Source organism: Aquiflexum sp., assembly GCF_041751335.1.
Classification (GTDB): domain Bacteria; phylum Bacteroidota; class Bacteroidia; order Cytophagales; family Cyclobacteriaceae; genus Aquiflexum.
Window position 1 is genome coordinate 26,551 of record NZ_JBGSXS010000072.1, and the last position, 21,251, is coordinate 47,801.

The following is a 21,251-nucleotide window of genomic DNA, read 5'->3' on the forward strand; positions in this document are numbered from 1 at the left end:
TATGCCTCAAAAACAAACAATAAGTACTCGCCACTACAATATCGCTCAACTTCGGATTGAATCCTGGAATCAGTTGAAGAATACATCTACCTCGCTTGATTCTTCAGCCAGAGGTTCAGTTGATGAAAAAGATTGTAAGCAGGAAGTCAAAAAATTGCTAAACGAGTTGGAGCAGATTGAATCGTATTTTGCCTTTCCCGGTGTCCCAAGGCTCAAGATGCTATGTGAAATGCTGGATAGGCAGGAACATACAGCGCTAGCCAATAAAATCACCGAAATCACAAAGCAACTGGTAAGTGACAGGTATAGAAATCATACAGACAATATTGATGATGACGAACATGGTGTAGAACTTTCCGGAGATGGGGAATCCTCAGATGGGCATCATAAGCATCATTTTGAAGTGCTCATTGTGGAAGATATCTCTCCTCAGGAGGAAACTAAGCTAAGAAATGATCTTAGGGACTTACAAGCCTCTAGTGAAAAGTTTGTGTACAATATAGTAGTGCAGCGTTCTTTTGAAGATGCTATGATAGCCCTGCATTTCAATTACAACATCCAGGCTGTTGTAATACGTTATGCCCCCCCTTATCATTCTAAGAAGGTCACTCCACAAATAATGCCTTTTATTCAGAATATTCTTAAACTTGACCACGCCTCCACTCCTCAGAGTGAACTTGGGCCACTCCTAGGCCAGCTTATAAAGAAATTTAGACCGGAGATAGATACTTATTATGTTACGGATACCGCTCTCAGCAACCTGAAAGACAGCACCCTGAAAAGTTTCAGACGTATATTTTATAGGGTTGAAGACCTCCAAGAACTGCATCTTACCATATTAAGAGGCATTGGTGAAAGGTATGAAACGCCTTTTTTTTCAGCCTTAATGGAATACAGTAAAAAACCCACTGGAGTTTTCCATGCCATGCCCATCTCAAGAGGTAACTCCATATTCAAGTCCAGATGGATCAAAGATTTTGGAAATTTTTACGGAAGGAATATGTTTTTGGCCGAAACCTCATCTACTACCGGAGGGCTTGATTCACTTCTTCAGCCCACAGGCTCCTTAAAAAAGGCGCAAAAAATGGCGAGTAATGCTTACGGTTCCCAGCAGACTTTTTTTGTCACCAATGGAACGTCAACAGCTAATAAAATTGTAGTTCAGGCTCTCATTAAGCCAGGGGAGGTTGTCATGATTGACCGTGACTGTCATAAGTCCCACCACTATGGGTTGGTGCTAGCGGGGGCTTACCCAGTGTACCTGGATTCATATCCAATAGAAGAATATTCAATGTATGGGGCAGTTCCTCTCGAACAGATTAAAGAGAAACTGCTTCGGCTCAAAAAAGCCGGAAGGCTTAACTTGGTGAAAATGCTCCTGCTTACCAATTGCACTTTTGACGGTCTTGTATATAATGTCGAAAAAGTAATGCAGGAAATCCTAGCTATAAAACCGGATATGGTATTTCTATGGGATGAAGCATGGTTTGCTTTTGCCGGATTCACCTACAATTATAAGCAGCGTACAGGAATGTTTGTGGCCAAAAAGCTGTATGAAAAATATAAAACAGCAAGCTACAGGGAAGAATATACAGCACATATCAACAACCTGAAGGAAGATGAACTGCCCAAATTACCTGATCCCGATAAGGTTCGGATAAGGGTATATTCCACACAGAGTACACATAAAACGCTGAGTAGCTTCCGTCAGGGTTCCATGATTCACATATGGGATGAAGATTTCCGCAGAAAAAGCGAAACCACCTTCATGGAAGCCTATATGACCCACACCTCCACCTCTCCCAACTATCAGATGTTGGCTTCCCTCGATGCCGGTAGAAGACAGGTACAGTTTGAAGGTTATGAGCTCGTGGAAAAAAGTATTGAGATGGCAATGGGTCTTCGTGCCAAAATAAATGACCATCCACGTTTGAGCAAATATTTTGATGTGCTGACAGTCAGTGATTTTATTCCCCAAGAATATAGAGAATCTGGCTTGTCGGAGTATTACAACAAAAAAGAAGGCTGGAACAGAATGGAAAATGCGTGGGAAAAGGATGAATTTGTCCTAGATCCTACAAAAATAACCCTCCATATCGGCCGCACAGGAGTAGATGGCGATACTTTCAAGAATAAATACCTGATGGATAAATTCAATATCCAGATCAACAAGACTTCGAGAAACACGGTCTTATTCATGACCAACATTGGTACAACAAGAGGAAGTGTGGCTTACCTTACCAATGCACTGCTAAAAATAGCCGATGAATTGGATCAGGAATTTAAAAGTCTGAATGAAGAGGAGACAACAATCCGTCAAAATAAAATCCAATCATTGATTAAGGATTTTCCCCCTTTGCCTGACTTCAGTTATTTTCATGAAACATTTCAGGCCGTACCTGGAGTGCCGGGTGGAAATATACGGGAAGCATTTTTTATCGCTTATAATGAGGAGAGTTGTGAATATATAAAAATGGATGACTGCTTGCCCTCAATGGAAAATGGCCGTACGCTCGTGGCTTCGTCATTTATCATTCCTTATCCTCCTGGATTTCCAGTACTTGTCCCGGGGCAGGTGGTGAGCAAAGAAATCATACATTTTCTCAATGCCCTTGATGTCTCTGAGATTCATGGCTACAGAGCTGATCTCGGACTTCGGGTTTTCAAAGAAAGTGTGCTCAACAGACACAAAACCGTCACCTCGATGGGATCGACAAATACAAATGCAAAAAAGAAATTATCAACCAAACCCTTAAAAAATTAAGAATATGGCAACTAAAGGAAATAATAAAACAGATCAACCGGTAAAACCAGATGTGAAAGTTTCTATACCCGGTGCACCCATAAAAACTGTACAAAAAACAACCACCACAACTAAACCTGCTTCAACAAAAACTACTCCAACCACCAGGACAGCTAAAAAACCAGCGTCTGGTACTGAATTGAAAAATGGAGGTAAGAAACCTAAAGCTGAGTTGGTTGGTGTTTCAGACATAAGGAGGTCTTTCCACAAAAATGAAGAGCCTCTTTATTTTATCAGCGCTACTAATTTCAATTTACTGGGTGCTGATGAATGGATCAAAGGATTTAAATTCATTTGTTATATTGAATGTTTTGACGGCCTTCACCCAAATGTCTTTTCTCCCAAAAATGAAATTCCACATGACGATTTTGAAGGCATAGAGGACATCAACAACTATCTGTTGCAACATCCCGAAGTGCAGGACTACCTTAAAACACGGGCAGTAGATGGCAGGGCAGGAAAAGCAATGTTCCTCATGTTTGACGAAAAAACCGAAAGGCTTGCAGAGAAATTAGGTCTGGAAATCATGTTCCCAAAAGCTGAAATGCGGAACTCTCTGGATAACAAGGTAAATACCAACCGTATTGCCGAAAAAGCAGGGGTGGCCTGTGTGCCTTATGTACTTTCCAAGGTAACAGATTACAAACAGCTGACAAAAATTGCCAAGAATTTGGGAAGTGATCTTGTCATACAAACGCCTTTCGGTGATTCAGGACATACCACTTTCTTTATCTCGAATGAAGAAGAATTTAAAAAGCATGAGGAGGAGATTATCAAAGAAGATGAGGTCAAGATCATGAAGCGTATCCGCTGCAAAGGATCTGCCATCGAAGCCTGTGTTACAAGACATGGAACTATCGTAGCTCCATTGATGACAGAGTTGGTAGGCTTTAAGGAACTTACACCTTACCAAGGTGGATGGTGTGGAAACGAGATTTACCCAAATGCATTCACGCCGGAACTGCGCGCCAAAGCTATAGAAAACACTCAGAAATTCGGTAATCAACTGCGAAAAGAAGGTTACAAAGGATATTTTGAACTTGATTACCTGATCGATTTGGACAATGGGGAGATTTACCTCGGTGAGTTGAACCCACGGGTTACAGGTGCAAGCTCCATCACCAATCATGCAGTATTTGCCTTGGCAGATGCGCCACTGTTTGTTTTCCATATCTTGGAATGGATGGACATTGAATATGATCTTGATGTTGTAGCACTTAATAATCGTTGGGCACATCAGGACAATATTGACGGTTGGAGTCAGTTAATCATAAAGCATACTGAAGACACCATTGAATATGTGACTGAAGCGCCAAAATCAGGTATCTGGAAAATGTATGATACAGGACACATTCAGTTTGACCGTATGGATACCCACAGGAGAGCCGTGGAAAATGAAAATGAGGCCTTTTTCTTAAGAATAACTAGAAAAGGCGATTATTTGTATGAAGGTGCGGATATGGGGATACTTGTAACGAGAGGCCGTATGATGACGGATGACTTCAGCCTGAATCACCGTGCAAAACACTGGATAAAAGCGATAAGATCACAGTACAAAGCTGAGATGGTAGAGGATAAAACTAAGCCTAAGCTTACCGGTTCATTGACCAAATAAAATAAATTTTCAGAGGTAATGCCCGTAATATAAGATCTATATTGCGGGCTAATCTGGATTAATTTTCAATCATAAATCAGTAAATGAATTTACATTTCAATACAATTGCAGAACCTGGCAAACCAGGGCTAAAGTGGAAAAAATTATTTAAAACGCACTGGGCAGCCTATCGCACTTGGTTTGAATCGAAAGGAGCAGCATATACTCCCGACCTCAAAACTTCACAGGAAGCACTTAAAAAACACATGCCGGAAATGTGGCCTACTTACAAGAGGCTTTGCAAACTAGCGAATGCCGATGAAGTTTCTGCACGTTTTCTGACTGGTTTTCAACCTCCCGCATATATAAGTGGATGTTCACAAGCTGTGCTACCGGGAAATGACATCAAACTGGTCCGTAATTATGATTACCATCCAGACCTGACTGAAGGCACACAACTCCTGACTGCTTGGAATGGCAAAAAAGTGATTGCCACAAGTGATTGCCTCGCTGGTGCCGTGGATGGCATGAATGATGATGGCTTGGCGATTTCCCTGACCTTTGGCGGTAGGAAAGTTGTGGGTGAAGGCTTTGGTATTCCTTTTATACTAAGGTATGTCCTGGAGTTTTGCAGCAATGTGGAGGAGGCCGTTGCCGCACTTACACGAATTCCTTCCCACATGTCGTATAATGTCACTGTCATTGACAAGAGTGGAGCTCATAAGACTGTTCAGATAGCACCGGACAAGGCGCCGCTGGTTACTGATGCCGCCTTTGCTACCAATCACCAAGGGGAGATTGATTGGCCGGAAAATGCAGCTTTCAATAAAACCCTCGAAAGGTATGGGTTTATAGAAAAGATGTTATCCGAAGGAAAAGCAAATTCCACTGAGATGGCTGATGCTTTTCTTCAACCGCCGCTTTATAATACGAAGTTTAAAGAAGGATTTGGTACCCTTTACACAGTGGTGTACAGTCCTGTGGAAGGAACAGTGCATCTTCGCTGGCCAAATGAGGTGATCCTCCAAAGCTTCAATTATTTTAAGGAAGAATACAGGTTAATTGAATTTGATCAGCCTGCAGTTGCTCCTGTTTTGGCAGAACGGTTTCATCAGCCAATTTCACAAACCGCAAATAGAATTGATAGGACTTATCAGGAACAGCAAGTTTCACAACCTGATTGGCAAAAGACGGTAACTGATACGCTTGTGAAAGCTATGGCTCAGGCGAACCCTTCAGCTGATAAGGAAGAATTGGAAGCTTTTCGGAACAAACTTATGAAAAGAGGCCAAGTCTCTTGGGAGGTGCTGGCAGATTTCTGGTCCAAAATGGGCACAGGCTATTCAAGCTTTTGGAAAAACTGATTTTGATTAGAGAATTTAGGTTGTAACGGCATCCCTTACAATACATCCGGTTCATTTACACGGATTAAAAAAACACAATTTACAATGGAATTTAAGAGCATCAATCCCTATAACAATGAAGAAGTAGGGAAATACAAAGCACATACTTCTGATGAAATAGACAAAATTTTAGACAAGTCAGAAGAGGCTTTCAAAACATGGAGCCGCAAACCGCTTTCTTACCGCACAGAGCTGATCAAAAAGGCAGGACAGGTATTGAGGGAAAATGCGGAAGAATACGCACAGATGATCACCACTGAAATGGGCAAGCCCATTTCGGAATCAAGGTCTGAAGTAAATAAATGTGCCTGGGTATGTGATTATTATGCTGATAATGCTGCTGATTTTCTTGCTTCAGAAGAAATAAAAACAGATGCCAAAAAGAGCTTGGTAAGATATGACCCGTCAGGGACAGTTCTTGCTATTATGCCCTGGAATTTCCCATTCTGGCAAGTGTTTAGGTTTGCAGCCCCAACGCTCACAGCAGGCAATACAGGTTTGTTGAAACATTCTTCCAATGTATTCGGATGTGCTACTCAAATTGAAGAAATATTTAAAAAGGCAGGTTATCCTGAGGGAGTATTTCAGAATCTCATCATACACCATGACCAAACAGAAAAGATAATTGCTCACGACACCGTGAAGGCAGTAACACTTACCGGCAGCGAAAGGGCAGGCGCATCTGTAGGTCAACTAGCAGGCAAGTATTTGAAGAAAAGCCTACTGGAACTTGGGGGAAATAACTCCTTTATTGTCTTGGAGGATGCGGATATTGATCAAGCCGTAAAAACAGCCGTTACCGCAAGAATGATGAATAGCGGTCAAAGTTGCATTGCAGCAAAAAGATTTATATTGCTTGAAGGGATTTATGATGAATTCGTCTCAAAATTTACAGACGCTGTCAAAAAACTCAAAATCGGTGATACCAAGGATGAATCCACCCAATTAGGCCCCTTGGCACGCAAAGATTTGGCAGATGACCTCAACCAACAGGTAAAAAGTTCAGTTGATCAGGGAGCAACAGTGCTCCATGGTGGCAATCAGAATAATTGTTTTCATGAACCGACGATCTTAGGAAATGTAATGCCGGGTATGGCGGCTTTTGACGAAGAGACTTTTGGTCCCTTGGCAGCGATGATTAAAGCAAAAGATATAGATGTGGCTTTCAAACTTTCTGAAACGTCCAAGTATGGTCTTGGAACAACAGTTTTCACAAAAGATACGGATAAAGCCCTTGAAATGGCAGACAGAGTTAGCGATGGGGCCTATTTTGTAAATGAGCTCGTAAAATCCGATCCCCGTCTTCCATTTGGAGGTACCAAACGTTCAGGATACGGGCGTGAACTGGCCAAAGAAGGGATCAGGGAATTTGTGAATATTAAGACTGTGTATGTGAAGGAATAAAAAGAGTTGTTGATAGATCATCCTCCAACACAGCTAGATGAGTTGATGATAATCTGCTATAAAAAAAATAGAACAAGAAGCTAAAAGAAGCTTCTTGTTCTATTTATATTCTATTTGTTATATAACTTCTCCGCAGTCATATTCTGTATTTGTTTCCAATTCTAAAGTCGTGTCATAAACTTAATTATCAGCGCCTTCCTTTTTTCCTTCTTCAATTTTTTCTTCCACTTCTGCTTCCTCTTCTGCATCGGTTTTTTCCAAACCTTCTGTATTGTCCTCATCGGGTTCATAATTCAAACCAATCAAAATTGGATAGTGGTCCGATCCTATATCTTCCAATTTCTCAAGGGTTAATAATCCGAATTCTTTGGAGTAGAAAATATGGTCCAATGGATATCGAAACAAAGGTAATAAAACACTGTATGTATTATATAAGCCCCTGCCTTCACGTGGGTCAACAAGCTCACTGTATTTTCTGAAAAGCTTGGAAGTCCCCGACCAACCCACATCGTTCAAGTCGCCGGCTACTACTGTAGGATTTTTGGATTCCCTTATTTCTTTACCGATGATCAGCAGTTCAGTATCTCTTTCATATGTATCGGTACCAGGCTTTGGAGGTTCTGGGTGGACGCCATAAAAATCAATGATACTGCCTGAAGGCAAAGTGATCTTGGTGAAAATAGAAGGTACATCATCCCTTACCAAAAAATTCACCGCACTTTCCTTCAGCGGAAATTTTGATAAAAGCATCATTCCGTAGGTATTATCCAGTGGGTATTTGATGGAATAAGGGTAATTTTTGTCAAGTTTTGCAATGGAAACAGCCCACTTTTGGTCAGGTTCATTGATCAGCAACACATCCGGATCATACTTTATTACAAGCTCATAAAAGCTTTCTTTATCTTTATTTTCCATCCGGACATTTGTAACCAAAAGAATAAAGCTGTTTTCTTCACGCTCCTTATTACTATCCTTCGCCTGAGTTGTGTAAAGAGGCGTGTATACCACCACAAACTGGATTTGGTATACAAGAGAGACTACTAGGATTACCAACAATGGCAACTTGTATTTCCATTTGAAATCAACATAAAAATATACAAGGATCAGTGCCAATAAAGTCAGAATAGCAATCTGGATTCTTGGGAAATCAAATATTCTGATCCACCATTCCCCTGAATTGATCAAGGGCAATCCTGTGGCCACTAGAACAATTGCGCTCAATATGAGTGTAAGTATCCGCATTTATCTCAATTAAAACTCGTAAAAGGTTATCAATATCTTCATATGAAAAAATCATTCCAATGTGATCCTGTGCTTTCAACTTTAAGACACCATTGGAAAAACCGAAGCCAAATTTTTTTTTATTTATGGTCCAGGAAAAATTAGAATAACATATACCGAAACTTTCCTTTTCAACTTAATTGGCAAAATCGTATTTCAGAAATATCTGAGTTTATCCCTGCAGCGATCAACAATACTTGCTAACTTGTACAAAATTTAAAAAAATTATGAAATTTCAAATAAAAATCATTTCATTCAAAACTATAGACGAGGTATTAGATTATTGGTCAACAGCGGATTATATTGAACTGTTGGATCTTTTCGGGTTTCCTGATGCTGAAAGTGCGAGTGAAGATACTTTGAGAGAATTGTTGCTAATGGCCATTACCGATTATGAACCCAATGAAGCTGCAGCTATAGTATTGGAATATAAACTGAGTGATGATTTGAGCAAAGGACAGATAGAACAGATTTCCAATGACATGTTGCTCGACAAAATAGCCGAGGAGTATCCGGAGATCAATCTCCACGGTACACTTTTTCATATCAACCAACTTTTGTTTAAAGCTTTTAATGGGAAATTTCCCAACACCAAAGCCAGTCAATTTGAGTGTTCAATTACCCCTCTGGGCAAAGTAGAGGATATTGAGTTAACTAAAGAAGTTGCGCTCAAATTATTGAGTGAAGGACTTTCTGACAGCAATCTGATCAAAAGATTGTTTGGTGATAAAATGACTGGAGATACTTCCTTTCCTGAAGCCGAAGATATACTTTGGGACTTGACAACAACAGATGCGAAGAATTTTAAAATTTTGACTTCAGAATATTGATTGAGTCAAGATGATTTGATTGCGGAGGAATTTGAAGGAAATTATGAAAAGCCAGATGAAACTGATGAAGATTAGCCTCTTTTGCCCTCCATGCTTTATTCTTTTAATCAGTATTTTTAATAATTTAGGGTGAATATAGTTTAAAAGTTTTGATATACCTTTTACCTCTATTTCTCCTTCCTGCTGGACTTTTGTAATTTTTACACAAGTTACCTTTTCCTCCAATTCGGCGGGAAATTCTTGTTTTTGCTTGCGTTCTTTCTGTCGTCATAGTTTGGTCCCTTGAATTAAAATTGATGCCTTTATTGATTGGTCTTTTAAGTGCAAAAAATTCTTTCTTTCTTCGTCTAGTTTAAAGTTGTCAAAATCTTGTTGTGTTTCAAATTCAACAAGATGAATTTCATAAGGTTTGTTAATATGATTTTCTATAAATGTGTTTTCTGTCGGTCTAACTCGTAATAAAAGTCGTCCGTTATATTTTAAAAATGTAGGAATAGCAATGCTTTCAAATTCGTCAAAAACTTGTTCTTGTCCTTTAATAATGTAGATTAATTGAGTTATGTAAATCATTTTAATTAGTTTTTAGTTTCTCCAATTTTATTTCAAAAAGTCTCCGTCAATAATAAGAATTTTGACACTGTTTTCGGAAAAGGAACGATGTGAACTGAGTTCGTCAGACACAACATAAGTTTCGCCCTTTTTTAGTTTAATTTTTTCACCCGTGCTTAGTTCGCTGATAAATTCTCCGTCTAAACAATGAACAATATGTCCTTTTTGACACCAATGGTCTGCTAAATATCCGTTTGAGTACTCCACTAACCGTATTCTAAGTCCATCAAATTGAATTGTCTGCCAAAATGCTACACCTATTTCACCTTTGTATTCAACTTTTTCAATTGAAGTCCAGTCTATTGTTTGAAAGGGTATATTGCTCATTTTTTATAATTGTTTATTGTCGTTTAAGTCGTCTGCTACGTTTGCAGATAACGTTTTGTGGGTTTAAGAAGTTGGTGATTACGGAGCGCAAAACTGTCTGCCAGCACCATAGTTTGATTGAAAAACTGAACTTGATTTACCCACTGAACCGCCACTTTTGGGTAGGTGCTGTTGAACTGACACCCTCTGCGTGAGCGAATTACCTAAATTCTGTTTAAATTCCGTCAAATCAAAATCAATCATTTTAGAAACTAAAAAAAAACACCTTCGGGACTGTTGTCCTTAACGGTCCGGCACAGGAGTATCTACTCAGACTGGCCTCATTCCTGGAAGCAAAGGCCTATTCGCCCATGACCATCCGCATCTCGATAGCAATCGGCCCCAAAATGCCTGCCCCTTCATGATGCACCACTCGATCGGGGAAAACATAGGCCCGGTCCAAGAAATGTCCATTGTTTACCCAACCGGAAATCCGGGTAGGCGTATTTATGTCCAAAACCCAATAATAACCATCCGGTTCCCACAAATAACAATCCCAAAAATGACCATGAAACCAAAACCGTCCTACTGTTCCACATAGCAAACGTTTCACCCTGAGGTTGTCAGTCAACAGCCACTAACCAAAAGCTCTGATATATGAATGCATCAATCAAGGTTTTTTTTCTGGGGCTTTCGGCTAGTGGGCTAAATGTTATCGGCTGTTCTTCTTTCGCTCGTTATAGTTTAAATTTTTCAAACGTGTTTCCGTTAAATTTATATGCACCGTTTTCGTGTGTCCCAAGCCATAGGTCGCCATTGTTGTCCTTGTAAATGCTGAATAGCGTTATGTCTTTTGAGTTTGCTTGAACTGTATAGTGTGTAATTTTCGTTCCATCATATTTCCAAACGCCACTACGATAAGTTACAAACCACAAATTATTATTGTTGTCCTTTGCAATTGATAAATACTCTTTAAGACCACTGGTATTTTTCCCATCTAAACTGCCTATACTTTCGTGTCTTGTATAAAACTTATGGCTTTTTAATGTTATGCTGTCGTAAACACTATAACGGTTTTCGGTATTGAACCAAAAGTCTCCATTTTTGTCTTCCGTGATTGACCGTATTCCGTTTGCCCCTTCGTTGCGAAATTCTGTCACATCTTCTTCTGTTATCCATTCAAACGATTTTCCATCGTATCGGCAAGCTCCAACAGGATTTGTTCCAAACCAAATGTTTCCTTTTTTATCTTTATAAATGCTGTAGACTCCAAAAGGATTGGGCAGGCTTGGTGGTTTAGGCAACTGCAATTCATATAAAGTAGTGCCGTCATACCGATAAACGTTATTTTCAAAATCGTAAGTATGTCTAAACCATACATCTGTGGATTTAAGATGCCAATCATTGCTGGAGACTGGAGATAATGTTGTAAATGTATTTCCGTCAAACTTAACAATCGTAGGTTTTGGATAAAAACTGGTGAAGTATATGTTGCCAGATTCATCTTGCTGTATTTCATCTATTCTATTGTTTGGCAAACCATGTTTTGTTGTATAATTTATCAATGTCTTACCGTCATATCTATACACGCCTGTTTCCCAACTTCCAAACCAATAAATATTTTTTTTGTCTTGATAAATGACCATAATGCTACTTCCAAGTTCTTTTACGGTGTCGCCCTTTATAAATAGTTCTTTAAAATGGTCAGTGTTTTTTTTCGAATTAGAAGTCTGTCCATTGCACGAAGTCAATATGGATAGAATGCTAAAAAATATAAGTGTTGTTAATTTCATTTCTATCTGTTTATTGTTAGAACGGGCGGTCATAGAATAGCCGATAAAACGGTCTGTGTATGAGTAGTATCGAATTAAATGCACAAACTCTTTATGAAGCAAGATACTCAATAAATTACAGAAGCGACTTGGATATGCAACAAAGCCGCTATTACTTATACACCTTATTTTAGCGGTAATTATTTTATCAGAAATTCGCTAGTGGTCGTTGTTCTATTAGCTATTTTTTATTCTATTGATTAAGTAAATATGAATAAACATTGCAATTGGAACTTGAAAAATAGAAATCAATGTTAATGGAGGTAATCCCATAGGTGTAAGTGCTGGAGAAACACTAATTAGACCAAAGAAAGACAAACCGACTACAGTAAACGCACTGGTGAAATCTAATAAACCTAAGCCATACCAAGCTAATACTAACTTGTTGAATTTATTTCCTGTTTTGTAAACCATTAGAGCTAGTATAATAGCAGTAACGGCTACGATTATGTCAAGTAAACCGTTGACTACACCAATTTCGAAGGGTAGTTTTTCCTTAAAATAAAATACTAGGAAGAAGATACCTGCAAAACGAATGCTTGCGTTGAAATAAGTAACCAAGTGGGAACTTTATCAAGAAAGGCTTTAAACTTTTGACTTTTTGACCAAGCAACTATTAAAGCAAAAACAGGAATCATAACGAAGCAGAAGATGCCCCAAAATAAAAAAATGAATATCTATTTGCTTACAGAAAAAGGCTTGGCATTTACACCTGTTATAATGGAATTAGTTGCTTGGAGTGAATTCAGCCTAAGAGAAAGTCATTCTGAAATGACAGATTACGGAGTAGCAACTTTTATTTCGAACAAAACAGAACAGACTGAAGTCATTCAAAATAGCTATAGAAATTTTGCCAATACCTTTGATATTAATCCTTAGGCTGTGGATTTCTTCAGTCTAAAGATTTTATTCGGATTCAAACCTAATAGTTATGTTTCCTGAACATAGTTCTGAAGCCAAACCTGTTGCTACTTCTACTGAACTCCAATTTTGTGTAGCTGTAAGATGTCGAAAAGGTCTTTTATTATAGCTCTATTTCCATAGAAAATCCTATTGCAGGGTTCTTATAATAACCTTATATTTTCCCCTTCGAAACCAGTTATAAACGGCTGATTGTATTGCCTTTTACCAGTTGATTTGTAAAGCGCATTGGCCAACGCCGCAAAGATCGGTGGGAAAAGTGGCTCGCCAAGACCTGTGGGGTCATGTTCATTTTTGACAAAATGGACTTCAATTTTCTTTGGTGCCTCCGGCATACGGATCATTCTATACGTATTGAAGTTATTCTTTTGAGGAACTCCATCCCGGAAGGTCAACTCCCCATAGAAGGCATTACCTATCCCATCCACTATGGCACCTTCACCCATGTTGGCCGCAGCATCCGGATTGACGACAATGCCACAGTCTACAGCTGCATAGACATTTTCCACCACAGGCTTATCATTTACCATCTTTATATCCAACACCTCTGCCACATAAGAATTGTGGCAGAAATAGGCAGACACTCCCCGATGAATATCGGATTGACTTGTATCCCAGTGCGATTTTTCACGTACCAATTTCAGCACTCCCGCATAGCGTTCAGGATCATAGTCATTCCTTTCACCAACAGGATTTTTCATGGCCCGGTCTAACAGTTCCAATCGGAAATCAATGGGGTCTTTGCCCATTTCCTCTGCAAGTTCATCTAAAAAAGACTGTTCCGCTCCGGCAATGAAATTAGAACCAGGTGCCCTGAATGCCCCAACGGTAATATTGGAAGGGATATCCCAACCTTCTGCCAGGTAGTTGTCAATAGCTCCGGCCGGGAAACGGTTTGGAGCAATCGGGGTCTCCGGTATCCCCCCCGCCTTTACATGGAAAGCGGTCAAATTGTTGTTTTCATCCAAAGCGGCACGGTAAGTAGCGGAATAGGTTGGCCTATAAACACCGGAGGTCATATCGTTTTCACGGGTATAGACCAACATGACAGGAGCATTTGCTTTTTGGGAAATCAGGGCTGCTTCCACCATTTGGTGACTATAGGCTCTCCGCCCAAAGCCTCCTCCCATTCTGGCGAGATTGATCTGGATTTTTTCTTTCGGCAATCCAAGACTATCAGAAAGTGTAGCGCTGATGGGCTCAGGCCATTGGGTGGCACCATAAACTACGGCCTGATCTGCTGTGACATGGGCGAAGCAATTGGCCGGCTCCATGGTATTATGGGCAAGGAAAGGAGCAGTGAAAGTTCTTTCCAATACTTTTGTTGCTGTTTTGAATGCCGCCTCAGGATCACCGTCTCTTCTACGGATTTTGCCGGGTTTTTTAGAAAAATCAGCCATTTTTGTCTGATGAATAGCTGTACTTTCAAGGCCCTCAGGAACGGTGACTTGGAAGGGATCTCCACCGCCAAATCCTGTCTTCATGAAGGTCGATTCCGGTGCGTTTTCCCACTCGACTTTTACTGATTTTTTTGCCTGTAATACCTCCCATGTAGAATTACCTACCACAGCGATCAATTCGGGATAAGTAGCTGTATCAAAGAAGCTCCTGACGAATGATTTGTTGAAGATGTTGATGGCAAACACTTCCTGAATTCCCGACATAGCAAGCGCAGCGGCAGCATCAAAAGACTTCAATTTCATGCCAAATGCAGGGGGGTGGATGATGGAGGCATACTTTATGCCTTCCACTTTATAATCAATTCCGAAAAGTGGCTTTCCCGTAATGATCTTTTCGAGGTCTACATTTCTTTTGGAGGAACCGACGATCTTAAAATCCTTTTTTTCTTTCAGTTTAATTTCCTCTGGAACCGGAAGTTTGGCTGCAAGTGAAGCCATTTCACCATAGCCTGCTTTTTTACCACTGGCTTTATGCAGAAGGACTCCATTTTCTGTTGTGATTTCCTCACTACTAACCTGCCAAGTCTGAGCTGCTGCATTGACAAGCATCTGACGGGCAGTGGCACCTACTGTTCGTAGTGGCGTCCAGCCCTGACGAATGGATTGACTTCCTCCTGCAGATTGTCTTTCAAATCTCTTTGGTGAAAAATTTCCTTGTTCCACCATCACCATGTTCCAAACCACATCCAGCTCCTCAGCCAGGATCATAGGCAATGATGTTTTTACATTTTGTCCAAATTCTGGAGTCGAGTTAAAAAGCGTCACTGCACCATTTTCGCCTATTTTGACATAACTGTTCAGCTCAAACCATTCTTTGGGCATTGCCAAAAGCTCATCTTCATTTTTAGGCTTACAACCTGCTAGCCAGCTAAAGCTCAGTATCATTCCACCACCTGCCAAGGCAGATGCTTTCAAGAATGATCTTCTGTTTATTTTTGTTTTTACAACGGTCATGGTCTAGTGCTTTTGATTAAGAATTGGCGGCAGTCTTTATGGCCTTTTTGATGCGAACATAGGTTCCGCAGCGACAGATATTCCCTCTCATGGCATCGTCAATATCCGTATCGCTTGGGCTGGAGTTTTTATTCAAAAGGGCTGCAGCCGACATGATCTGTCCGGCTTGACAATAGCCACATTGTGGCACATCATGTTCCACCCAGGCTTTTTGGATAGGGTGATCGCCCTTTTCGGATAGGCCTTCTATCGTAAGAACCTGCTGGTCCTCTACTACACTAACCGGATAAGAGCAGGACCTTACCGCCTCCCCATCTATATGAACCGTGCAGGCGCCGCATTGCGCGATACCGCAACCGAATTTGGTGCCTACAAGATTCAAGTGATCTCTCAACACCCACAAGAGTGGTGTGTTTGGATCCACGTCTACTTGAAGGGATTTGCCGTTGATATTTAGATTATACTTTGCCATAAGTCATGCATTTAATTCTAAGTTAATGCTAATTTCCAATTCCTTTCCCGGCTATTTTAAATGCTCAGAAAGAAACTCCATCACTTTCGTTCTGATTTCTTCCACGTCAAACATAGAACCGAAATGGGGAGCATCTTAGCTTTTTATTCGATTTCAAAAGTAACAGTCACCTCACCTGCTCCCAAAGCATTTCTTAATCCTGTAGGATCATCTATTTTCCCCATTCGGGTATAGCTATAAGAAGTATTCAAGCCCTCATAAAAGAGTACAGCCGTATTTGAACCGTAAAGCATCAAATCACCAGATCGAATAGTTCCAGGATTTGAGGCGTTAGTAGGAAGGTTTTCCGGAAGGCGAATATACTTTTCATTTCTGTTCAGCTCAGTCATTTCTACCGTCATTGGCAGCATCTCCTTGAATGCCTTTGCGGTATTATTGTCCAAAAGGGTGGCCGTAAAGGTCTGTGAATTGACCGTTATTTGGATTTTTCCATTAGCCATTGACCTAGTATTTTCCGTGTTGATATTGTCAACTTCTTGGTTGCAAGAGGATGCACCACTGGTAAGTACAGATATAAATATCAAAATCGTTAAATGTAAATTTTTCATCAACTCAATTCTTTTTGATACTAAAGCTCTTAAGCGATATGGCTAATGCTTCTTCTTAATGAATGATTATTGTTTTCCATAGGTACCTCCTTTGTTTTCAATACATATTTCTTCTTCAATATTCTACTCTCGACTGTTGCAAAGCATCATATCTGTCACCAACAACTCCTATTTCTTCAATTTTGCTTTCAATCTCATTGATTTCGGCTGACGTTAACGTAAAGTCAGCGGACCTTAAATCTTCCTCTAAATGCGAAAGCTTGGTTGTGCCAGGCAAAGGAACAATAAAGGGGTATTTGGAAAGCATCCAACTCATGCAAATTTGAGATGAACTCATGCCTCTTGTTTTCCCAAACTCATTCAGGGCCGCGAAAATCCGGATATTTGATCTTAATGCTTCCGGTTGAAACCTTGGCCATGAACCCCGAATGTCATTCGTATTCAAATCAGAATATTCGGTTAAATTTCCACCCAACAAGCCACGGCAAAGCGGACTATAGGCCACGAAGCCTATCTCCAGTTCCTGCAAGGTGGAAAAGATGACCTCTTCGGGCAGCCTAAACATAAAGGAGTACTCACTTTGAACGGCCGTAACAGGGCATACAGCATGTGCTCTTCTGATGGTTTGAGCACCTGCTTCAGAAAGGCCAAAGTGTAGAACCTTTCCTTCTTTAATAAGATCATTTACAGTGCCTGCAACATCATCAATGGGCACGTTGGGATCAACCCGATGCTGAAAGAAAAGGTCAATACGGTCGGTTTTGAGGCGTTTGAGTGATTGATCCGCGACTTTCCGAATTTGCTCTGGTGTACTGTTAAAGACATTTGTCCCCCCAATATCAAAACCAAACTTGGTGGAAATGGCAACTTGGTTTCGGATGGGAGCAAGTGCTTCTCCAACCAACTCTTCATTGACGTAAGGACCATAAACTTCGGCAGTATCGAAAAAATCGCAGCCTCGATCTGCGGCATCCCTTATCAGTTTGACCATGCTCTTATGATCGGGGTGGACACCACGTCCATTCGTCATTCCCATGCAGCCCAACTGAATGGCCGAAACCGTAAGAGGATTTTTTTTTGATCCTAACGTTCTCTTTTTTGTAAGTATAGTTCCAGTATTCTTATCCCCAGCGTTTTTATTTTCTATACCCCGGGGAGCAACTCCATAACCCATAAGAGATCCTGAAAAGATCGTTCCTAACCCAAGCAAAGAAGCCGTTTTTAAAAAGTCTCTTCGCATTGTAGGATTGGTCTTTTGATTTTCCGTAAGCTTCTCCATATTCCTTTAATTTTTTATTTTGAAATAATTGTATTTAAAAAACCGAAGATTTTAATATTCCATTTTATAAAATAAGACGATTATTCTAATGCTACCTGGCACTTTTATAAACTTCATCTGTTACAGGCTCCATCCATTCCACAATTCCTTTTTCGGTGTTGGGAACGATGTATAATTGTTGTAAACCCACATCAGGGCTTGCTCCGTGCCAGTGTCTTACATTGGGCGGGCATTTTACCACATCTCCTTTTTTGATGACTTCAATTGGTTGCCCATCAATCTGATGATAGCCAACGCCGTCCGTAATGATCAGTATCTGCCCGGCTGGGTGGATGTGCCAATTGCTCCTGGCTCCGGGTTCAAAATAAACATTACCGACGGCCGTGGTGTGAACAGAATCAGCATCTACCAAACCTATGTTGAAGGCGTTTCCTGTGAAAAGTTCTTCCGAACCTTTTTCACCTTTTGGGAAAATGGCGTTCAATTCGCTTTTGTCCGATCCCATATTTTCTTGTTTTTCTGTTTTTGTGTTACAGCCCTGTCCTATCAATAATAGGAGGGTTAGTGCGAGTTTCATTGTTGTTTTCATTTTATCTGTTTTTAATTTATTTACTGATTTTTGTGGCAATTCGCGAGCACAATCTGGTTATCCTTCGAATTTGATGAGCCATACTATATTTCATCTATTTACAATTATTCAACTTGCTCAATCATCACCATCACAGGCTCTGAATGATTTTTCAGAATAGATAAATCACCCTCAATTCGTCCTAACCGAACAGCGCCTACCCATTCTCCAAGATCGGCGTATGTCAATGAAAGGGCATTGCTTGGTGCATAAAAACTCAAATCACCTTCCTGTGGAGAATCACGTTCCGGCATACCTTCCATTGTTATTGGCTGAAATGGCTCTGCAATCAGTTCTCTCCCGCCATAATCTTCAAATGCCAAGGTCAGAGGCAGCTGTGCGAGAAGTGACTCGGAAGCAGGATTGCTCCATAAAGTTGCTGTTAATATCTCGTCGCCTACAGTGATTTGAAGTGTCGCTAAGGTTTCGGATTCAGATGGAACCGGAATTTCTTCAGGAATATTAGTGATATCTGAGCTTTGATTATTATTGGGTTCTTGTAGAGAAACCGACGGTTGTTGCTGAGAAGCATATCCAGCTATCATCACCATACAAACAATGCCCATAACCGTAATTCGTTTCATAACTTTTTTCAATTAGTACCTCCTTTGCTTGACTGCCATACAACTGTCAGGCTGATATTTCTCATGATAAATCCCTTTTAATTCAAAGTCTATCCTCTTTTTCATTAGCCTCATCATAAACTATTCTTGATTTCTTGGGAAAGAAATTCCTGTCTTCGTTTCATATGATTGCATTAATTGATCTTGCATAGTTTCGTCGTGGATGATTGAGTTAAAGCTGTTTTCTACTTTGCTTTGGAAGAAATACCCTCCCGTAACCTCTGTACCTTCTTCAAGGCCTTCTGCAAGCCATATATACGTCATGTAGCCTTTGCGCAGACTGTCGGGCGTAGTAGTATTGCCATTATGAAAACCCATTAGAGTGGGAACCCATCCCGGTCGAATTGCATTTACCTGAATATCCGGCCAATAACGAGATATCGTCATCGCCAAGGTTATCATTTGAAGTTTGGTGTCACCGTAATTGATATTTGGTGTATCGCTTATAATTTCATCAAATTTAAGGCTGCCGCTGCGGTGAAGATCGGAAGTGATGTAGATCAAATGTTGGGGTTTATTCACCAAGCTTGTCAATATGTAGGGCGATAAAGAGTTTACATCTAACATTACTTCCGCAGAAGCTCCATATACGCCCACATTGTGAATGATAACATCAAACGTCCCAAATTCATTGATCTGGCCTGCCATTTGTCGGGTTTGTTCCAAGTCAGAGTAGTCACCTATCACCACGCCAAAGGCATCCGGAAAATCCCTACGAACATCTTTTGCACGACTTTCATTTCGAGCATGAACTACTACTTCATGACCCCGTTCAATGAGATACATAGCAGCTAGTTGCCCTAAGCCTCCGGTTGATCCCGTAACTAAAATTCGTTTTTTGTGAGCTTCATCAATTGGTTCCGTATTACGTTCAATGTAGAGAAGCTCCTCAACAACCTGTTTTGTGTTATAGGTTCCTAATCCAAATCTGTCTTGATACGAACCTGCATTGATTGCGTCGTCTTCATTTGCCCCTCCATTTTCTATCGACGTTTGAAATTCAGATTCGGTATTCGATCTTTCTGAGCCTTTAGTGAAAATCGCACTTAATTCGTCATTTTCCTTCTTATTGCTTTCTTTGTTTTTGTTTCCTGTGTTGCAGGATTGTCCCAAAAACATTAAGGCTGTAACTGTCACTATTGCTAATTTTTTCATATCTAAAATCTTTTATTTTATTTGAAAAGTCACTTCAACGTTTCCTGTACCTAATGTTTCCGCCAAACCTTCAGGGTCATCTATCTTTCCGATTCTGGTGTAGTTGTAAGAAGTGGATATTGATTTATAAAAAAGCACCAATGTGTTTGAGCCGTAAAGCATCAAATCCCCATTTCGTATAGTGCCGGGATTCGAAGCATTCGCAGGTAAACCTTCTGTTAAATCAAAATACTTTTCATTATTGTTCAATTCAGTCATAGTAATCGTCAAAGGCAAGCGTTCAATGAAAGCCTTTGCGGTTGCATTGTCTTCAAGTGTAGCTGAAAAAGAAGATGTTCCAATAATAATTTGTATTTCCATTAACTCCGTATTTTCGGTTTCAATTTGGTTATTATCCGGCTGAAGGTTGTTTTCCTGTGTACAAGCAAACAACTGTAAACAGAAAAGGCTCATTAATAGAAAAGTCGTTGTTTTCATGGTCCTGTTCATTACTAAATTGTTTTAATGATTTTTGCGGGAATACCACCAACAATAGTGTTATCAGGTACATCTTTAGAAACCACGGCGCCTGCTGCTACAACTGAATTTTCACCAATAGTTACCCCTTTTAAAATGGTAACATTGGCACCAATCCAGGCGTTTTTTTTAATGCGAATTCTGCCAGTAATTAGTGAGTGCCTGTCTTTAGCTGAAATTGGATGAGCTTCAGAAAGCAAGCATACTTTAGGAGCGAGCATGACATTATCTTCAATGGTTATTCCGCCCAGATCCAAAAAGGTGCAGTCAAAGTTGATAAATACGTTTTTACCTATTTTGGTGTTTTTTCCATAATTGATGTAAAGTGGTGTGAAAACAGCAACACTTTCGTCAATTTCACTTTCTGTAATTTGACTTAAAAAATTTCTGATTTCTGATGGATCAGAGGTACTATTCATCTGCAACAACAATTTTTTAGTATTGTATGAAGCCTCCCGCATTTTATAGGCTTCAGGGTCGTTGGGTGAAATAGCTTCTCCATTTAATAATCTCTGAAATACCGAATTTGCTTCCATGCTGTTGATCTTCTTTTATTTACATTACGAAATTAAG

Annotated in this window: 21 protein-coding genes; 6 read left to right on the forward strand and 15 right to left on the reverse strand. The window is 40.1% G+C overall.

Annotation, left to right across the window (positions count from 1 at the left end; translation table 11 throughout):
* Window position 1: 1 nt before the first annotated feature.
* From ACEW8U_RS04445 to ACEW8U_RS04460, 4 genes are all read left to right on the forward strand, one after another.
* Window positions 2-2,764, forward strand: coding sequence for an aminotransferase class I/II-fold pyridoxal phosphate-dependent enzyme (locus ACEW8U_RS04445; RefSeq protein WP_373520829.1), 2,763 nt, complete (start codon window positions 2-4; stop codon window positions 2,762-2,764).
* A 4-nt stretch (window positions 2,765-2,768) separates the two neighbouring features.
* Window positions 2,769-4,418 carry a biotin carboxylase gene (locus ACEW8U_RS04450; protein ID WP_373520830.1) on the forward strand — a complete coding sequence of 550 codons (1,650 nt, stop codon included), beginning with the start codon at window positions 2,769-2,771 and terminating at the stop codon, window positions 4,416-4,418.
* Window positions 4,419-4,501: 83 nt separating this feature from the next.
* Window positions 4,502-5,761, forward strand: coding sequence for a C45 family autoproteolytic acyltransferase/hydolase (locus ACEW8U_RS04455; protein ID WP_373520831.1), 1,260 nt, complete (start codon window positions 4,502-4,504; stop codon window positions 5,759-5,761).
* Between the two features lie 84 nt (window positions 5,762-5,845).
* Window positions 5,846-7,204: an NAD-dependent succinate-semialdehyde dehydrogenase gene (locus tag ACEW8U_RS04460; protein ID WP_373520832.1), complete on the forward strand. Its 1,359-nt coding sequence runs from the start codon at window positions 5,846-5,848 to the stop codon at window positions 7,202-7,204.
* Between the two features lie 180 nt (window positions 7,205-7,384).
* Here the strand turns inward: ACEW8U_RS04460 and ACEW8U_RS04465 are convergent, their stop codons facing one another.
* Window positions 7,385-8,446, reverse strand: a complete 1,062-nt coding sequence (locus tag ACEW8U_RS04465; RefSeq protein WP_373520833.1) for an endonuclease/exonuclease/phosphatase family protein — start codon at window positions 8,444-8,446, stop codon at window positions 7,385-7,387.
* Window positions 8,447-8,712: 266 nt separating this feature from the next.
* Here ACEW8U_RS04465 and ACEW8U_RS04470 point away from each other — a divergent pair, with 266 nt between their 5' ends.
* The gene (locus ACEW8U_RS04470; protein ID WP_373520834.1) at window positions 8,713-9,315 is read left to right on the forward strand and encodes a hypothetical protein; all 603 of its coding nucleotides are present in this window, start codon (window positions 8,713-8,715) and stop codon (window positions 9,313-9,315) included.
* A gap of 267 nt (window positions 9,316-9,582) precedes the next feature.
* Here ACEW8U_RS04470 and ACEW8U_RS04475 read toward each other — a convergent pair whose 3' ends face one another.
* The 5 genes from ACEW8U_RS04475 to ACEW8U_RS04495 form a co-directional block, all read right to left on the reverse strand.
* Window positions 9,583-9,885 (reverse strand): DUF1330 domain-containing protein, encoded by a 303-nt coding sequence (locus ACEW8U_RS04475; protein WP_373520835.1) that lies wholly within the window; start codon window positions 9,883-9,885, stop codon window positions 9,583-9,585.
* Between the two features lie 27 nt (window positions 9,886-9,912).
* Window positions 9,913-10,251 carry a DHCW motif cupin fold protein gene (locus ACEW8U_RS04480; protein ID WP_373520836.1) on the reverse strand — a complete coding sequence of 113 codons (339 nt, stop codon included), beginning with the start codon at window positions 10,249-10,251 and terminating at the stop codon, window positions 9,913-9,915.
* A gap of 340 nt (window positions 10,252-10,591) precedes the next feature.
* The gene (locus tag ACEW8U_RS04485; RefSeq protein ID WP_373520837.1) at window positions 10,592-10,843 is read right to left on the reverse strand and encodes a hypothetical protein; all 252 of its coding nucleotides are present in this window, start codon (window positions 10,841-10,843) and stop codon (window positions 10,592-10,594) included.
* A 124-nt stretch (window positions 10,844-10,967) separates the two neighbouring features.
* Window positions 10,968-12,023: a two-component regulator propeller domain-containing protein gene (locus ACEW8U_RS04490; RefSeq protein ID WP_373520838.1), complete on the reverse strand. Its 1,056-nt coding sequence runs from the start codon at window positions 12,021-12,023 to the stop codon at window positions 10,968-10,970.
* A gap of 216 nt (window positions 12,024-12,239) precedes the next feature.
* On the reverse strand, window positions 12,240-12,623 hold the full coding sequence (locus tag ACEW8U_RS04495) for a hypothetical protein (protein WP_373520839.1): 384 nt from the start codon (window positions 12,621-12,623) through the stop codon (window positions 12,240-12,242).
* Window positions 12,624-12,731: 108 nt separating this feature from the next.
* Here ACEW8U_RS04495 and ACEW8U_RS04500 point away from each other — a divergent pair, with 108 nt between their 5' ends.
* Window positions 12,732-12,941, forward strand: coding sequence for a hypothetical protein (locus tag ACEW8U_RS04500; protein ID WP_373520840.1), 210 nt, complete (start codon window positions 12,732-12,734; stop codon window positions 12,939-12,941).
* Window positions 12,942-13,126: 185 nt separating this feature from the next.
* On the opposite strand, the gene ACEW8U_RS04505 is transcribed toward ACEW8U_RS04500, so the two are convergent.
* From ACEW8U_RS04505 to ACEW8U_RS04545, 9 genes are all read right to left on the reverse strand, one after another.
* A complete protein-coding gene (locus ACEW8U_RS04505; RefSeq protein ID WP_373520841.1) occupies window positions 13,127-15,397 on the reverse strand; it encodes a molybdopterin cofactor-binding domain-containing protein in 2,271 nt (756 codons plus the stop codon).
* A gap of 16 nt (window positions 15,398-15,413) precedes the next feature.
* Window positions 15,414-15,869, reverse strand: a complete 456-nt coding sequence (locus ACEW8U_RS04510; protein WP_373520842.1) for a (2Fe-2S)-binding protein — start codon at window positions 15,867-15,869, stop codon at window positions 15,414-15,416.
* Window positions 15,870-16,012: 143 nt separating this feature from the next.
* Window positions 16,013-16,477 carry a cyclophilin-like fold protein gene (locus tag ACEW8U_RS04515; protein WP_373520843.1) on the reverse strand — a complete coding sequence of 155 codons (465 nt, stop codon included), beginning with the start codon at window positions 16,475-16,477 and terminating at the stop codon, window positions 16,013-16,015.
* A 115-nt stretch (window positions 16,478-16,592) separates the two neighbouring features.
* On the reverse strand, window positions 16,593-17,756 hold the full coding sequence (locus tag ACEW8U_RS04520; RefSeq protein WP_373520844.1) for an aldo/keto reductase: 1,164 nt from the start codon (window positions 17,754-17,756) through the stop codon (window positions 16,593-16,595).
* Window positions 17,757-17,847: 91 nt separating this feature from the next.
* The gene (locus ACEW8U_RS04525; protein ID WP_373520845.1) at window positions 17,848-18,333 is read right to left on the reverse strand and encodes a cupin domain-containing protein; all 486 of its coding nucleotides are present in this window, start codon (window positions 18,331-18,333) and stop codon (window positions 17,848-17,850) included.
* Window positions 18,334-18,449: 116 nt separating this feature from the next.
* Complete coding sequence (locus ACEW8U_RS04530; RefSeq protein ID WP_373520846.1) at window positions 18,450-18,968, reverse strand: cyclophilin-like fold protein; 519 nt, start codon at window positions 18,966-18,968, stop codon at window positions 18,450-18,452.
* 120 nt (window positions 18,969-19,088) lie between these two features.
* Window positions 19,089-20,162, reverse strand: coding sequence for an SDR family NAD(P)-dependent oxidoreductase (locus ACEW8U_RS04535; protein WP_373520847.1), 1,074 nt, complete (start codon window positions 20,160-20,162; stop codon window positions 19,089-19,091).
* Window positions 20,163-20,174: 12 nt separating this feature from the next.
* A complete protein-coding gene (locus tag ACEW8U_RS04540; RefSeq protein WP_373520848.1) occupies window positions 20,175-20,651 on the reverse strand; it encodes a cyclophilin-like fold protein in 477 nt (158 codons plus the stop codon).
* Window positions 20,652-20,653: 2 nt separating this feature from the next.
* Window positions 20,654-21,214 (reverse strand): sugar O-acetyltransferase, encoded by a 561-nt coding sequence (locus ACEW8U_RS04545; RefSeq protein ID WP_373520849.1) that lies wholly within the window; start codon window positions 21,212-21,214, stop codon window positions 20,654-20,656.
* Window positions 21,215-21,251 lie beyond the last annotated feature (37 nt).